The sequence below is a fragment of the Bacillus cereus group sp. MYBK220-1 genome (assembly GCF_051916445.1).
Taxonomy (GTDB): Bacteria; Bacillota; Bacilli; order Bacillales; family Bacillaceae_G; genus Bacillus_A; species Bacillus_A cereus.
The window spans coordinates 620,792-638,221 of the sequence record NZ_JBQAGQ010000001.1 but is presented as its reverse complement, the minus strand read 5'-3'; the positions used below and the strand labels follow the sequence as shown (position 1 = coordinate 638,221).

The following is a 17,430-nucleotide window of genomic DNA, read 5'->3' as shown; positions in this document are numbered from 1 at the left end:
GGGCTTATGTCATGGTGAATAAAAAGCGACATATGAAAGTGAAGTTATGGAGTGTGAGAACTTTAATCATACTTTTCTTTGCGATTAGTGCGATAACGTTATCACAAGGTATTGTGTATGTACAAGACATAGTAAAAGAGCGTTTTTTCAGTAAGACTAAGACAATATCGGAAAGAAATTATGACTTTACTAGTATAGGTGAAAATTTTGATGATTCCAAAATAGATGAAGATGAATATGAAGAAGTAAAAGATACGAGTATAAGAACGAAAACGGGTAAAAAATTTCAACCTTTCGAAAGAGAAAGTCTATGGAGTGACGTGCTTTCTGTTCTTTCAAATGTATGGATTACTATAGTTTTTTATGTGATAATCGCAATATTAATTATATATGCCATCTACAAGTATATTAGGAACAAATTGATGAGAACAGAAATAGTACAGGAGAAAGAATCGATCACAAAGCAAACTGCGGTAAGAAGCATAAAGAATGAAAAAGTCATTCATCAGTTAGAACGGCCGTTACCGACAGATAAGATAAGAAAAACGTTAGTTGAATGGGAAAGAACATTACCATTTCATGAACAGAGAAGGTCCTATGAAACGATACAACAATGGTTAAAAAGAATTTGTAGAACAAGGGATATTATCTCGTTATATGAGTCTGTTCGTTATGGTGAAAAGACGTATACGGATTTAGATGTGGAAGAAATAATGAAGTGGGTAGAGGGAGACGGGAAGGTGGATACATAAATATCCACCTTTTCTATTTTTATACGGAAATTTGATTAACATGAATTATTTTCTTATATGAAACCGTCTTCAAATAGGTAAACAAAATTAACTTTATTTACTTATACTTCATTACATGTTAACCTATACTTAATTTTTATAAATTATAATTAATTTTTGGTTTTTTAAGGGTGTGAAAATGTAATGAAATCGGTATTAAAAAGCATACTTATTTCCTTTGTTTTTTCAGCAGTAGGTATGTGTTGGTTACTGTACGTATTATTCAAAGGAGACGGAGACTGGTTATTGTCTTGGATAGGTGTATTAATGGCATATTTATCTTTATATACTTTAATAGATTTATATTGTAAAAATACATACGATAAAAAAATAAATAAATGGCTTATAAAAACATCGGTGACTAGTTTTAGTTTTGCTGTATTAGGAATCTCATTTTGTATCATACATGAGCTATTAACACCGTGGAGTCTTAGTTTAATGGTGTGGTATTGGTTGCTAATGTTAGTATTATTTTTAACAACTATAATATCATTAATCAGTTTAGTATTTGTTAATCGTAAAAATCACAATTTCACCGTTGGATATAGAATGCTCATACTTCTAAATATATTTCTTACACTAGGACCAGTATTATGGCCGCTATTACTTTCTATTATTGGAAATGGTATGAATGCTAGTGCGGGCTGGTAAAAAGGAATATAAATTAGTTGTGTAAAGAATAGGATGAAAAGTTGATATAGAATTTTAAATGTTTAAGAGAACATGTTTACATAAAAAATGAAAACATGTTCTCTTTTTATTTGCATGCATAACTCTTCCTCAGTTTACCGTATTTAAATTTAAACGTAAGTATTTCGTAAGGAATGGATAAGAAAAAAGAGAGATTTATCATATAGGATGAAAGTATAGCTTGAATCAATCCGATATTAATGGAGGAGAGAAAGCCTTATGAAAAAATGTAATTCAATTAAGTTAGCAAGTTTTGCAGTTTTATTAGCGGGTACTGTTCTATTCACACCTGGTTTTACTGTGACTGCAGAGTCAACTCAAAATATTTCTAGTTCGTCACAAGTACATGATCAAAAGAATCGTAATGGCTGGAAACAAGTAATGCAGGAAACAGTACAGCTTGGTGCTGTAGGAATATTAGCTAAGGCGTCTAACAACGGAAAAACTAGTAGTTTTACTGCTGGCGTGGCGGACTTAAGTACAAAGAAACCGGTGAATTCGGATTATCGCTTTCGGATTGGTAGTGTGACGAAGACGTTTACTGCCACGACTATTCTTCAATTAGTAGGAGAAAATCGCTTACAACTTGACGATCCAATTGAAAAGTGGCTACCGGGTCTCGTGCAAGGAAATGGGTATGATGGTAATCAAATTACGATACGACAACTTTTGAATCATACGAGTGGTATCGCTGAATACTTAAAGTCAAAAGACGCGGACATAATGAATTCGAAAAAAACGTATACAGCAGAAGAAATAGTGAAAATAGGCCTTTCGCTGCCTCCAGATTTCTCGCCGGGTAAAGACTGGTTGTATTCAAACACAGGATACGTAATACTAGGAATGCTTATTGAAAAAATAACTGGAAATAGTTATGCGGAAGAAATCGAAAAGCGAATTATTGAACCTTTGGACCTATCAAATACGTTTTTACCAGGAAATTCACCCGTCATCCCAGGAAAGAATCATGCTCGTGGATATGTGAAAATGGAAGGAACAGGCGAGTTGAAAGACATTACGTATTATAATCCGAGTTTAGCTAATGCAGCTGGAGATATGATTTCTAATGCGGATGATTTAAATAAGTTCTTTTCATCTTTACTCGGTGGTAAGTTACTGAAGGAACGCGAGCTAAAAGAAATGCTTACTACAGTTCCTATAGAAGGAAAAGGGGTTGGTGACGCATACGGTCTTGGAATCTATGAGACTAAACTTCCAAACGGTGTTTCAGTTTGGGGGCATGGAGGAGGAATTCCTGGATTTACAACTTTTGCTGGGGGAGTAATTGGAGGCAAACATACATTGGCTATCAGTCTCAACTCTATAGGTGGGGTCGATATTGTTCCGCAGTTTAATAAAATGATGCAAATTGAATTTAATAAATAGATGAAAAGAAAGTGAATGGAATTTTGTTATAGTTATATTTAAAAGAGGTGCTTTTTTAAGTTCGCAACTATGGACAGTAGTTGCATTTATGATATGACATCAAGTGTATTCCAAAGTGAAAGTCAATCTTAATGCTTACGACAAAATAAAAAAGGATGTCAGTTACATGACATTCTTTTTATTATGGATAAAAGAGGTATGCATATAGTTCTGAAAATTGTTATTTTTTAAATTTTTACATATAATGAAGGATATAGGGGCACCAATAGGGGAGTTATGAATGGAAAATACTTTAGTTAGTTAAATATTACTCGTTTTAATCAAAATAATTATGAGTTGATTTGGAGTTGAATACAATGGGGAAAAATCATTATAAATGGAGTAATAAACAATTACGAGAACATGTTGAAGTACTAGATGGTAAGAGAAGCACACACATATTATTAAAGAATGCAACATATTTAAATTCTTATATGCGCGAGTGGATGACAGCGAACATTTGGATATATAATGATCGAATTGTATACGTAGGGGAGCAGCTGCCAGAGCAATTAACGGAGTGTGAAGTTGTTGATTGCGAAGGAAAGTATGTCGTACCCGGTTACATAGAACCACATGCACATCCGTATCAGTTGTATAACCCAGAGACGCTAGCGAATCATGCGATGCAGTTTGGGACAACAACTTTTATTAATGATAATTTAACTTTATTTTTCACATTAAAGCGTGAAGAAGCATTTCGTTTATTAGATGAATTCAATAAGATTCCAGCAAGTATGTATTGGTGGTGCCGTTTTGACGGACAGACTGAATTGCAAAACGGGGAATCTTTGTTTAATAGTGAAGAAATAATAGAGTGGCTGCAGCATGAAGCGGTTCTTCAAGGTGGCGAGCTAACAGCATGGCCAAAACTATTACATGGCGATGATGAAATGTTAACTTGGGTGCAGGAAACGAAGCGATTGCAAAAGAAAGTAGAAGGACATTTTCCGGGTGCATCTGAAACGACTTTAGCGAAGTTAAAACTGTTAGGTACAGATTGTGATCATGAAGCGATGACAGGGCAGGAAGCTTTCACTCGTCTTATGCAAGGTTACACTGTTTCCTTAAGAAATTCTTCAATCCGCCCAGATTTAGAAGTTTTACTGAAAGAATTGTTGGAACTAGGCGTAAAGCAGTTTGATAGATTCTTTTTTACAACAGACGGCTCACATCCTTCGTTTTATGAGAATGGAATGACAAACGTTATGATTTCTACCGCGATAAAACAAGGAGTACCAGTAATAGATGCATACGATATGGCAAGTTATAATATTGCTCGCTATTATAATATGGAACATGTACATGGTTCGATTGCGACAGGTAGAATTGCTAATATCAATATTTTAGAAAGTAAAGAAAACCCAGTACCAATCAGTGTCCTTGCAAAGGGGAAATGGGTGAAGCGTGACGGTGTAAATACACATGAAGCATTACATATAGACTGGAGTAAACATAAAGTAACTCCATTATCATTAGATTGGTCCATAGAAAAAGAGGATATGATTTTCTCTAATAAAACGGGGATACACTTATTAAATAACGTTATTACAAAACCATACACTAGTGAAATCAATATAGACTGTGATGAATTGTCCACAGATCATGATGAATGTTTCTTTATGATGATTGCTCGTGATGGCAGTTGGCAAGTGAATATAGCTGTGAAAGGTTTTGCGAAAGAACTAGGTGGGCTTGCTAGCTCTTATTCTGGTACAGGTGACATCATTCTTATCGGAAAAAGAAAAGAAGATATGCTTACAGCTTTTCGTAGAGTAAAAGAGCTTGGCGGGGGAATGGTAATAGCTGAAAAGAATGAAGTATTACACGAAATAGCATTACCATTGCTCGGGATTATGTCTAATTTAAAAATGAGAGAATTAATACAGGAAGAGAAACAGATGGTGAAATTACTACAAGAGCGTGGCTACGCGCATGATGATCCAGCATTTACAATTTTATTCTTTTCTGCGACGCACTTGCCTTTTATACGAGTAACACCTATAGGATTATATGATGTGAAAAGTAGTAAGGTAGTTGCCCCGCCCGTGAATTTGATAAAGCAATATTAAAAGGAAAGATCCTATAAAAATTTTAATTTATAGGATCTTTCTTATTATTAGCATAAGAATATTGTAAGCCTCAAATGATATAGTATCTAAATCATTTGAGGTGATATGTAAATATGAAAAAAATATTTTACATTTTAAGCGTATTTATTCTGTGTGTATCGATACAACACGTTGTACATTCCCAATCAGATGCACCAGAATTATCTTCGGATTGTCTCGAAGAAAGAAAAGTTAGAGATGAAAAGCATGTGAAGAATATAATACAGGACATTAAATCCACATTTAATTTAAATATTGATGAACATAGTTTTTGGGAAGTAAGTAAAAGAGATCTGGAGGCTGCTCATTTGATGTATGGTGGAAAGGAAAATGATTCTTATTATAATTCGCTAACTAAAATTTATGATAGTGGTGGATTTAGCGAACAGCCCAGCTTATTTGTGAGGGCACAAGAAGCATTTTTACTTTATAAAGAAAAAGATAATATCAATGTAATGAAACGCCTAAAACTAGACGTTGAAAAAGGGGAATGGCTCGTTATAAAAACGAAAAAGAAGAAAGGGAAAAAAGTGAAATTTAAGCCGTTGCAATGTGAAAAAGATTATATGAAAAAGAGAAATGAATAACAAAATACTTATTCATGCTGTTTTTATTCAACGATATTTTGCTGTTGATTTGAAATAGAAAAAGGTAAACGAACATATTAGCTTTATGGAATATGTTTGTTTACCTTTTTTTGAGAGATTTAATAATTGGGGATTATTTACTGCCTAATGAATTTATAACATTCAATGAATTCGTTCTTCATAAACATTAGATTTTGTGTCAAATGATTTATACATTGCCGAAACACCTATGTATATTTTATTCTACAGTATTTATAAAAGAATGTTGGCTATTCATAAGAAATATGATTGGCACGGTTTTTGCTTGTATTACATGTAAGGAAGGGAGATTGTATGTAAGGAATCTGTACTCGTAATAGTATAAAACAAGCTACTATTGCATTATTAATCATAGTTGTATTTATAGGGGAACTGTAAATACATACAAATAAGTGGTTTTTTGATTTTAAAATTATGAATTTTCATTTAAATCACTAGGGGGCAATGGTATGGTTAAATATTCGAAAATTTCTAAGTGGATTCTTGGTGTTGGACTAGTGACAATAACATGTAATGGTTTGCAAATTCAAGCAGAGACAAAAGAGAAAAATGTGAAGAACGTATTACAAATGGAGCCGGTAGGAATACAGAAATCTGTTGATGAATTGGCGCACCCTTCAAAAGTACAAGAAAATGAATCTTTTACAAAACGGTTAAAATTAGCGGATTTATCGCAGCGTCCACTAGCACCAACCGATAATATTAAGCCGTTAGCTGAAGAAAAAAAGTATTCGATGGCTGAGTTAAATCAATTAAATAATAAACAATTAACTGATCTTCTTGTGACAATTAAATGGTATCAAATTCCGGAATTATTTCAGTTTAATAGTGATAGTCTTAAATTCTATCAAGATGATAGCCGAATGCAAGCGATTATTAATAAACTAGCAGAACAAGGACAAGCTTATACGCAAGATGATTCAAAAGGGATTGAAACATTAGTAGAAGCTCTACGTGCAGCGTTTTATTTAGGTTTTTACCATGATGAATTAAGCAAACTAAATGAGCGTAGCTACCATGATAAATGTTTACCAGCTTTAAAAACAATTGCAAAAAATCCAAATTTCAAACTTGGTACATCAGAACAAAATAAAGTAATTGCATCATATGGAAAATTAATTGGAAATGCATCAGCAGATGTTGAAACGGTTTTATATGCAGGTGAAATTTTTAAACAATATAATGATAATCTTGCAACTCTCATTGAAGACCGAACAAAAGGAGACGCTATATATGAGTTGATGAAGGGAATTGACTTTGATATTCAGACGGATATGTACACGACTGGAAAAGAGCCAAAAGATACGATGTGGTTTCGGAATATCGATAACTTTATTAATGAAGTAAATCGTTTTGCACTACTTGGTACAGTAACAAATAAAAACGGATGGTTAATTAATAATGGAATTTATTATGCTGGCCGATTGGGCAAGCTTCATAGCACGCCGACAAAAGGACAACAAGTTGTTACAGATGCAATGCGAATTTATCCATATTTAGGAGAGCAATACTTTGTTGCGGCAGAACAAATTACTACAAATTATGGAGGAATAGATGCGAATGGAAAAACTGTAAATTTAGATCAAATTCGGGAAGAGGGTAAAAAGAAATATTTACCGAAAACGTATACGTTTGATGATGGAGCAATTGTCTTTAAAGCTGGGGATAAAGTTAGCGAAGAGAAAATTAAACGTCTATACTGGGCGGCAAAAGAAGTGCGTTCTCAATTTTATCGTACAGTTGGTAGCGATAAACCACTTGAAAGTGGACATGCTGATGATGTGTTAACGATGGTTATTTATAATAGCCCAGATGAGTATCAATTTAATCGTCAACTGTACGGATATGAAACGAATAATGGTGGGATTTATATTGAAGGGACAGGGACTTTCTTTACATATGAACGTACACCAGAGCAAAGTATTTATAGTCTGGAAGAATTGTTCCGCCATGAATTTACGCACTACTTACAGGGAAGGTACGAAGTTCAGGGATTATGGGGCCAAGGGGAAATGTATCAAAATGAACGTTTAACATGGTTTGAAGAAGGGAATGCAGAGTTCTTTGCAGGTGCAACGCGATTAGATAGTGTAGTACCGCGAAAAAGTATAATTGGTGGGTTATCTAATGATCCTGCAAAACGTTATACAGCATCACAAACATTAAATGCGAAATATGGAACGTGGGATTTTTATAATTATTCGTTTGCACTGCAATCATATATGTATAATAAGCGTCCAGAAATGTTCGATAAAGTACATGATTTAATTCGTGCAAATGATGTTTCAAGTTACGATGCATACCGTGCTACATTAAGCAAAGATAATAAGTTAAATGAAGAATATCAATCTTATATGCAAATGCTTATTGATAATCGCGATAAGTATACAATTCCACAAGTATCAGATGAGTATTTAACTCAGCATGATCCAAAATCGCTTTCGGACGTTACTTCAGATATTACGAATGAAGCGAAATTAAAAGATGTGAAAGTAACAAAGAATACATCACAATTCTTTAATACATTTACACTACAGGGGACATATACAGGAAGTGTGGCTAAAGGAGAAGTTGAGGACTGGAAAGTGATGAATGAAGCAACAAATGATATGTTGAAACGTCTTTCAGGAAAAGAGTGGACTGGATATAAAACATTGACTGCTTATTTTGTAAATTACCGTGTAAATAATGCTGGGCAATTTGAATATGATGTTGTGTTTAGCGGAGTGAATACGGAAGAAGGTACGGCTGTAGAAAAAGAACCAAATAATTCATTTGAAACAGCAAACCCACTATCTTTGAATATTTTGTTAAGAGGAACCTTGAGCGATCAAGATCAGGGGGATAAATTTGTTATTGATGTAAAGGATCAAAAAGATTTACAAATTTCTGTTACGAACGAACAAAATCTTGGACTGAACTGGGTATTATATTCTGAATCAGATTTAAATAATTATGTAGCTTATGCAACAAAACGTGATGGAAACAAATTGCTTGGAAATTATAATGCAAAGCCAGGGAAATATTACTTAAGTGTATATAAGTATGGTGGTGGAACAGGGAATTATACGGTACAAGTAAAATAGTTTACTATAGTTTGTTTTGAAAGGCTACTTATCGCATTTTTTAGCGAAATAAAGTATGTAATGTTAAACATTAAACTAAGCCAACATATCCCTGTTCTAATTATAGAACAGGGATATGTTGGCTTTATATTTTCAAATTAAATAACCTCATTGGATTTTGACAAGAAAATAATTAATATAGATTTGAATTCTCATTCGTAAAGCATGTTTTAATCTTCTTAATGCTCTTTCATTTTTGTCTCAATACTTGTTTTCAAATCAGTTGATACTTGATTGAAATACCCCAAAACGATCTCCCTAATATCATCGGATATAACTTTCAAATCACTAGCTAAGTTTTCAGCGAGATGTTCTTTTTCTATTGGCTGTAACTTCGTATAAAATTCACCAGCCTGCGTAAAGTCATCCTGTTTCATTATAGAAGTTCTTTCAAGTTTACCTTCAACGTACCTTCCTTCACCGGTTGTAATTTGATTAGCAGGTGTCCAATCTTGCTGCTGGTTAATCGTTAATTTGCGAAATTCTGGACCAATTCTTCTTCTTTGTGAATCACTGTAAATGTTAGCGCGCCCTTGCAGCATTTTATCATCTGATAGTTCTGCACCATCCAGTAAATTAGAAGGAGAGAATGCGACCTTTTCTACTTGTTCCATAAAATTTTCAGGATTTTTATTTAATACCATTTTCCCGACTGGTATGAGAGGATACGTCTGTTCATCCCATACTTTTGTGTCATCTAAAGGATCATAAGAAAGATGCACTTCATCTTTCGGATCCATGAGCTGGACGTATAAACCATACTCCACTGGTTTACCATTTTCAATAGCATCATATAAATCTTTCCCGCTATAATCAGGATTTTCGGCAGCTAGTTTAATTGCTTCTTTACTAGTAATGTACTGTACACCTTCAAACGGGTACCAATGATACTTTACATACTTTCGATTACCTTCCGCATTTCTCCATACATATGTATTAACACTATGTCCTGGAATGTGGCGAAGACTTTTGGCCGTACCATTATTAGAGTATAAACGGACAACAAAATGAATAGATTCAGGTGCTTTAGCGACAAAACTCCAAAATCTATTGGGGTCTATTAAGTTATTTTTAGGTGAAGGCAATAATGCTTGAATCGTTTCAGGGAAACGCATTGGATCACGGACAGAAAAAACAGGAATGTGATTACATAAAAGGTCAAAAATGCCTTCTTTTGAATAAAATTTTGTGGAAAAACCGCGTACATTTCTAGCAGTATCCGGTGTTCCTTTCGTACTAACAGCTAACGAAAATCGAACCATAACAGGAACTTTCTCATTAGAATTTTGTAAAAAACTTAATTTAGTATGTTCAGACATCGAATATATCGTTTGAAAATAACCGAACGCACCAAATCCTTTTACATGAACAGGTCTTTCTAAAATTTTTTCATGAATAAATTGTTGTAATGACTCATGCAGTACACTATCTTGCTCTAGTACGGGTCCACGTGAACCAACTGTTTGAGAGTGGAATTTAGCTGGTTCAGTAAGTTCTCGATGTTTATTAAAGTCTTCTTCTAATAATTCTTTCCTATGTTTATCATATTTTTCATTCATCGATATAGCCTCCAAATTTTTTCGTCGATTGTTACTAAATATGATTTTATAGTCTCGATTATGTATGACATACAAAGTTCAAAGCAGTAACATACCGCTAGATGAAAAAAACACATATGTAGTGGACCTGTTGAAATAGAAGAAATTATGGAAAAATGAATATCGGGAAGAGAAAGCACACGTTTTAATAAAAAATGTGGAAGAAAACCACTATTAAAATTTCAATCTTAAAACTTAATTTATAAACGATTATATAGAGAATAAACGTTAAAAAAGGAAAAATAACTAGGAGGAATTTAACATGTCGGATTGGTTTCAATTAGATAAAGAATATATGATGTCTACATATTGTCGGACAGAGGTTGCAATGGAAAGAGGAGAAGGATGTAAACTATATGATGTAGATGGTAAAGAGTATTTAGATTTATTTTCTGGCGTAGGAGTAAATGTACTAGGATACAATCATCCTAAAATTGTACAAACGACAATGGAGCAAGTTGTGAAATCGTTGCATTTACCGTTTCATTTCTTAAACCCAGTTGCAATTGAGTATGCAAAGAAATTAGTAGAGTGTACTTTAAAAAGCGGAAAAGTCTTTTTTACAAACTCTGGTACGGAAGCAACAGAAACGACATTAAAATTAATTGATAAATATAGATCTATTGCGAATGAGGAGCGTGACGGAGTAGTTGTGTTAAAAGATAGTTTTCACGGGAGGACGTTAGGGGCACTACATTTTACGAGACAAGAAAAGGTATATCAAAATTTCCCTAAAACATCTATTCCTGTATACGAAGTAGAGCGTGAGAATATAGACCAATTAGAGGAGACCATTATTAAAGAAAAACCAATTGCGATTATGCTAGAGCCTGTTTTAGGAAGTGGGGGAATTTATCCTTTATCAAGTAAATATTTGCATGGTGTTCAAAATTTATGTGAAAAATATAATGTACTTCTTGTCGTTGATGAAGTTCAAAGTGGTATGGGTCGAACGGGAAAACTATTTGCTTATCAAAATTTTAATATCACACCGGACATTATTCAAATTGGTAAAGGAGCAGGAGGCGGGATACCGCTAGGAGGAATTATTGTAGGTGAAAAGTTATGTGATGTATTTTCACCAGGAGATCACGGGACAACGTTTGCTCATTCATCAATGGGAACAGCTTTAGGTTTAACGGTATTAAATACATTACTTGATGATGGGTTAATGCAAGAAGCTTATGAAACGTCACTATATTTGAATGACAAACTGCAAGACATTCAGAAAGAAAATTCTTATTATATACAGGAAGTGCGTCATGCTGGCATGATGTTTGGAATTAGTCTGAATGATACGAATGAAAATGTGAAGAAATTACAGGTTGAGCTAATGAATAAAGGAATGTTAGTCGATGTAACACAAGGGAATATTATTCGATTACTTCCGCCGTATATTATTACGAAAGAGGAAATTGACGCATTTATGAATCAGTTTATTATTTGTTTAGATAAAGTTGCTGCTGTAGTAAGTGCTTAAAAATTAAAGCTATATTTTATATAAAGTGCACTCTAATTGTTGGGGATAGTTTACAATTGGGGTGCATTTTTTATAGTTGAATTTTGTAAAATACAGTCGTTTGTATATGATAACGGAAAAATAGAAGGAATTTCGTTATATTTGAGTGGTGAAGAAAAGGGAAAGTAAGTATAAAGATAGTAGATAAAGCGGGTGGTTTAAATAACTAATGATAGAACGTTTTGAAAATAATAGCATACGAATATATAAATAATAAGAATGAGGTGATATATTGGAAAATAATGATATTCAATTTACTTCTTTACAAATGAGAACGGATAAATATGGTTGGGCTAGTATTCAATATACAAATAAAAAGCAGGCTATCTTATATACTCAAAATAGAGGAGTAGAATGGGATGTTGTCAATCCTCTTAATTCAATTGTATTATTTGGGTATCCAATAAACGCTCGAAGCTCTTGGGCATATGGTTTAACAAAAAAGAATGACGATTTATTGCCAGCTATATTTTATACAGTTAATAGAGGAGAAAGGTGGAGTGAGTTTATTTTACCGGTTGAAGAAGATTGGGAGAAATCGACTGATGTTCAAGTACAATTGCATGCTACGAATATGGATAGTATATGGATTGTATTATCTAGAAAGCTTGCATCAAATAAATTTGAACATAATTTATACTATTTGAAAACGAAAGGGAAAGTTTGGAAAGTAATAAAAAATATAAGTATTAGTGATAGTATTTCAGGGATAACATTTATAAACGATCTAATTGGGTTTATTTCATTACAAAAACATTATGAAACATCAACGGTATTTAAAACAATAAATGGTGGGGAAAGTTGGCATCCTGTAAAAGATATTCCAAGTCTTGAAGGAATTAACAATGGGACTACTATGGCTTATAAAGCAATCTATAAAAATAACTTATTAGTAATACCAACTAAAAAGAATGATGATGTATTTTTAATGAATTACTCATTTGATAAGGGGAATTCGTGGCATATTTCAAATAAAACAATAAATACTAGTAAAGTGGCTGTTTCGTTTTTTAGTTCCTATTATGGCTGGGTTATAAATAGTGAAAATGGAAGTGTGTATCAAATAATAAAAAAAGGAGCAAAATGGATTAAAGTATCAAGTAATCCATTGTTAAAAAATGTATTTTGTTTGCATTTTTTTAATCGGCGTAAAGGTTGGGCGTGTAATAAAAAAGAAATATTTACTACAAAAGATCGCGGTATAACATGGAAAAAGGTAGTATATAAAATTAATAATATTGATAAATTTATTTAAAAAAGTCCTAAAGAAATTAGGACTTTTTTTGTTTTTTATGGTGAGAGTTGTAACAAACAATGATAAGAGAAAGGAGGTAAGTGCAGAATTATATTTTTAAAAATAGACGTTTGTTTTCACACAGTATAATTCACTTTTGAATATGTTAATAAAGTAGCAAATTCATAGGAAATGGTAATACTTAATATTTTATGTCACATGATGTGTAAAGGGGGCGTGTAATGAAATCGTTAACGGTTATTATTTTGTACAGTGAAAGAGAGCAAATATTAGAAGAGTCAATTCAATCTATATGGAAGCTAAATCCTCTTGAAATTATAATTTTAGTTCCTAACGATAGAAGTAATTTGTATGAAATAGCAAAGAAACATAAATGTCATATTGTTTTTATGGACAAATATAATAAGCATTATGATGGATATGGAGCTTGTATAAAGGCAGCAAAAGGAGAAGTTTTATTATTTTTAGATGGAAATTTTTCGTTATCCACAAATGAAATGCAGAGATTTATTGAGCCAATTGTTACAAATCAAGCCGATGTAGTTTTAAATAAAATAGATAAATTGATAGAAATAGGTAAATTTCCAAATATGGATATTGTATGGAGAAAAATGTTAAATGAAATTTTAAGTCGACCAGATTTAAAAAGCAATTCAATACTTTCGTTACCATATGCGCTTACGAAGGAAGTAGTGGAAAATATCGGCTTTAATTATATGGAAGATATCGTTCTATCTCATATGAAGATTGTGAATCAAGGGTGGCGGATTAACGATCAATATGCAATCAATACGTTATCTAAAGATGAGACTATAGAGGAAGGAGGATATTTAATAAAAAAAGAGTTATCCAAAAATGAAAAAGAGAAAGTAGAAAGATATTTACGCGGTATAGCTAAATGGATAGAGAAAAAAGGAAGAAGAGTAGGGTTTACTGATGCAGGAAAAAGAAGAGATATTGTTCAAAAACTAGGTGAATGTAAGCGATACCCTTCCTATCATCAAGGGTGGGGAATGCATTCTTCAATTTATAACGGGAAACAACTTTCTGTCATTATACCGGTACAAAATGAAGAAGAGACTATAGAACAAGTAATACTTGAGGCGAGAAAAATAGAACCACTAGAAATCATCGTCGTTGTAAATGGTTCGACAGATCAAACGGCTAATATTGCTAAAAGACTTGGTGTTACTATTATTGAATATAACGAACGACTTGGTCATAATGTTGGACGTGCTATTGGAGCGCTTGAAGCTACAGGAGATATTCTTTTATTTATTGATGGTGATTTTAGTGTTTCAGGAAGTAATTTGCATCATTTTACAAAAGCAGTTTCAGCTGGTGTAGACATAGCATTAAATGATTTGAATCCGATGTTACACCCTCCGTTTTATGTTGTAGACGTCGTAAAATATATGCTTAATTTAGCATATAATCGTCCAGAATTAAGCAATGGCTCATTAGTAGCAATTCCACATGCTATGAGTAGATCATGTTTAGATGCAATAGGCTGGGAAAGCTTACTATGCCCTAGTCTTGCACAAGTAAAAGCAATATTACAAGGGTATAGAGTAGAATGTGTACATTACGTTGATGTTGTAAAACCGAATAGAATTCGTTTAAAGGAAAATGTAAGTCACAATGGGCATCCTCCAGCAGTATTAAGAATCATTGGTGATCACGTTGAAGCTCTCTCTTACTTGATAGAACAACTCGAAATGGATGGAAAGGGTGATTAAACTGTTAGACCAGTATAAAATAATTAACATTTCATATGAACAATTATGGCAAATGGATTTTCAAATTACAGAACCATTTATACTCAAGGTTGATTGGGATAAAGTAATCTATGAATTTTTAATTCGTATTAAGCCCGATGCTTCTAACACTATTGTTTTTGGATCCGGAGCAGGTGGGTTTCAAGAACAGCCAATTGGTCCACCTATTTTTCATCGACATTCTTGGATGGATGAATTTGAAGATACTGTTATATATTATAATGACCCTACGTTATATCTTGGAAAATTATCTTTAGGTTGGGGACAGGGAGAGTTAAATAGATTTTATTTACAAGATATAGCAAATATTTTAGAAATAGTATTTGTAAAGTTAAAAGTTGATTCGAAAAATGTGTTGTTTTATGGCAGTTCTGGGGGAGGATTTATGTCTTTAATTTTAGCTGGATTCGTTAAGGGCTCCACAGCTTTCATTAATAATCCTCAAACAAATTTATTAAAATGGATACCTGTACCAATAAATCTAGTTTTCGATTTGTCTTATCCAAATTTATCAAGAGAAGAAGTTGAAGAGAAATTTGGCGAAAGAATTAATGTTGTGAAATTTTTTAATCACATTAAATATGTACCGAATATTTATTTTTTGCAAAATTTCGCGTGTGAATTTGATGTGCAAAATCATTTGCTACCATTTATTTCCGAATTAGAGCAACTTGATAAAGACACGGAAGTAAATCAAATTATAATTGACTTATATTTTGATAAAAAAGCAGGGCATGCAGCTGTAGGGAAGAGTGAAACAATTGAATATATAAAAAAAGTAAAACCTAATCAGACTGTAAAAGAAGAACAAAAAGAAGTGGACCTATCAGTTGTTATAGTTTTAGGAGAAGAAAAATCAAAATTGAATCAAATTTTAAATAAAGTGCAGCATATAAAACCACTAGAAATTATTATTGTAGCTGATGATAGAATGAGTGCGATACAATCTATACCAACATTTGTTGAAAGTAACGTTGTTGTGATTGAGGAGAAAAGTAAATGGAAAGCACCAGTTCATGGGGCAAAAGTCGCCAATGGTGATGTAGTCTTATTTTTAAATGGAGAAGATGTTATTTTTTCGGTAGAATTAGAACGATTTATAGAACCGATACTAAAAAAGGAACAGGATGTAATTTTAAATAATATAGACTCGGTTTGTTTTGAAAAGATGAGAGTAGAATGGCCAAGCATTGCTATGGTGTATAGAAAAATAGTAAACGATGTATTGGGGCGTATGGATTTAAAATATGATTCGATGTTATCCATGCCATATGCTATTACTAAAAAAGCAATTGAAGACATTGGATATGATATCTTGCAGAACCCTATTCTGTCCCAAGTAACTCTTATTGAGAAAGGGTGGCGACTACAATCCTCGTCAGCCATCACTAACACCTCCTTGAATAATATGCCTGCAAACAAAACCTCTTTCTATAAAAATGGATTAACTAAATTAGAAGTATATGAGATTAAAGAAAATATAAAAGCTTTGGAGAGTTGGTTACAACGAAAAGATGATAGAGGCAATTATACAGATGGAGGAAGAAAAAGAGAAATTATAGAGCAGTTAAAAAACCAAAAGAATTATTCACGTTTCCATAAAGGATGGGGAATGAATTCCTCTATTTATAATGGAAAACAGTTATCAATTATTATACCAGCACAAAATGAAGAATCAACGATTAAAGAAGTTATTCTTGAGGCAAGAAAAATTGAACCGAAAGAAATAATTGTTGTCATTAATGGGTCAACAGATCAAACAGAAGCAATTGCTAAGCAATCAGGGGCAACAGTAATTGTTTATGAAGAAAGATTAGGGCATGATGTAGGACGGGCAATTGGTGCACAAGAAGCGACAGGAGATATACTTCTCTTTATTGATGCTGATTTTGCTATTCCAGCAAAAGATCTTCATCCGTTAACGCAAGCTGTTGCGGATGGTGTTGATATGGTTTTAAATGATTTAAATTTAAATCTTAGATTTCCTCTATATATTGTAAGTTTATATAAATATATGTTGAATATTGCTTGTAACCGTAAAGATTTAGGGGTAGGATCTACAATTGCTGTTCCCCATGCTATTAGTAAAAAATGTTTAGAGGGAATTGGCTGGGACACTCTTCACACAGCGTGTGTTGCACAAGTAAAGGCAATATTAGAAGGGTATAAAGTCGAATGTGTCCATTTTGTAGATGTAATGAAACCAAATCGTATTCGGCCACAAGAGCATTTTGCGACGATAGGACATCCACCAGCTGTATTGAGAATTACTGGGGATCATTTAGAAGGACTTTCATATTTATTGAAGAATAAGGATTTTAAAGATTTATTTTAAAAGGTAAATTTGTCTATTGAATGAGTAACTTGAACATTTCATTTATGCAACTTGACGATATTTAGTATTGCAATGAAACTAAAATCAAAAATTTTTATTATTTTTAGCTCAGGTACAAGTGCAGAGCATGTTTCACTGACTGATAGTAAATGAACAAGTAACTAAAAGGTAAAGGCT

The 17,430-nt window shown here is 32.9% G+C and carries 11 protein-coding genes; 10 read left to right on the top strand and 1 reads right to left on the bottom strand.

What is annotated here, in order from left to right; all coding sequences use genetic code 11:
• The first annotated feature begins 11 nt into the window (after positions 1–11).
• The 6 genes from ACTFRU_RS03275 to colA all read left to right on the top strand — a co-directional run bounded on the left by ACTFRU_RS03275 (position 12) and on the right by colA (position 8,729).
• On the top strand, positions 12–752 hold the full coding sequence (locus ACTFRU_RS03275) for a signal peptidase II (protein WP_163093348.1): 741 nt from the start codon (positions 12–14) through the stop codon (positions 750–752).
• Between the two features lie 183 nt (positions 753–935).
• Entirely contained in the window at positions 936–1,442 is a 507-nt protein-coding gene (locus ACTFRU_RS03270; protein WP_000843838.1) for a DUF3902 family protein, read from the top strand.
• A gap of 258 nt (positions 1,443–1,700) precedes the next feature.
• The gene (locus ACTFRU_RS03265; protein WP_290101107.1) at positions 1,701–2,867 is read left to right on the top strand and encodes a serine hydrolase domain-containing protein; all 1,167 of its coding nucleotides are present in this window, start codon (positions 1,701–1,703) and stop codon (positions 2,865–2,867) included.
• Positions 2,868–3,223: 356 nt separating this feature from the next.
• Positions 3,224–4,978, top strand: a complete 1,755-nt coding sequence (locus ACTFRU_RS03260) for an adenine deaminase (RefSeq protein WP_006917936.1) — start codon at positions 3,224–3,226, stop codon at positions 4,976–4,978.
• A 113-nt stretch (positions 4,979–5,091) separates the two neighbouring features.
• A complete protein-coding gene (locus ACTFRU_RS03255; protein ID WP_000719373.1) occupies positions 5,092–5,604 on the top strand; it encodes a hypothetical protein in 513 nt (170 codons plus the stop codon).
• 488 nt (positions 5,605–6,092) lie between these two features.
• The gene (gene colA, locus ACTFRU_RS03250; RefSeq protein WP_440037461.1) at positions 6,093–8,729 is read left to right on the top strand and encodes a collagenase ColA; all 2,637 of its coding nucleotides are present in this window, start codon (positions 6,093–6,095) and stop codon (positions 8,727–8,729) included.
• 218 nt (positions 8,730–8,947) lie between these two features.
• Here the strand turns inward: colA and ACTFRU_RS03245 are convergent, their stop codons facing one another.
• Positions 8,948–10,327: a catalase gene (locus ACTFRU_RS03245; RefSeq protein ID WP_001003612.1), complete on the bottom strand. Its 1,380-nt coding sequence runs from the start codon at positions 10,325–10,327 to the stop codon at positions 8,948–8,950.
• Between the two features lie 301 nt (positions 10,328–10,628).
• Here ACTFRU_RS03245 and ACTFRU_RS03240 point away from each other — a divergent pair, with 301 nt between their 5' ends.
• The 4 genes from ACTFRU_RS03240 (at position 10,629) to ACTFRU_RS03225 (ending at position 17,253) form a co-directional block, all read left to right on the top strand.
• Positions 10,629–11,846, top strand: coding sequence for an aspartate aminotransferase family protein (locus ACTFRU_RS03240; RefSeq protein WP_001286474.1), 1,218 nt, complete (start codon positions 10,629–10,631; stop codon positions 11,844–11,846).
• Positions 11,847–12,117: 271 nt separating this feature from the next.
• Positions 12,118–13,140: a hypothetical protein gene (locus ACTFRU_RS03235; RefSeq protein ID WP_440037460.1), complete on the top strand. Its 1,023-nt coding sequence runs from the start codon at positions 12,118–12,120 to the stop codon at positions 13,138–13,140.
• A gap of 221 nt (positions 13,141–13,361) precedes the next feature.
• A complete protein-coding gene (locus ACTFRU_RS03230) occupies positions 13,362–14,879 on the top strand; it encodes a glycosyltransferase family 2 protein (RefSeq protein WP_440037459.1) in 1,518 nt (505 codons plus the stop codon).
• 52 nt (positions 14,880–14,931) lie between these two features.
• Complete coding sequence (locus ACTFRU_RS03225; protein WP_440037546.1) at positions 14,932–17,253, top strand: glycosyltransferase; 2,322 nt, start codon at positions 14,932–14,934, stop codon at positions 17,251–17,253.
• Positions 17,254–17,430 lie beyond the last annotated feature (177 nt).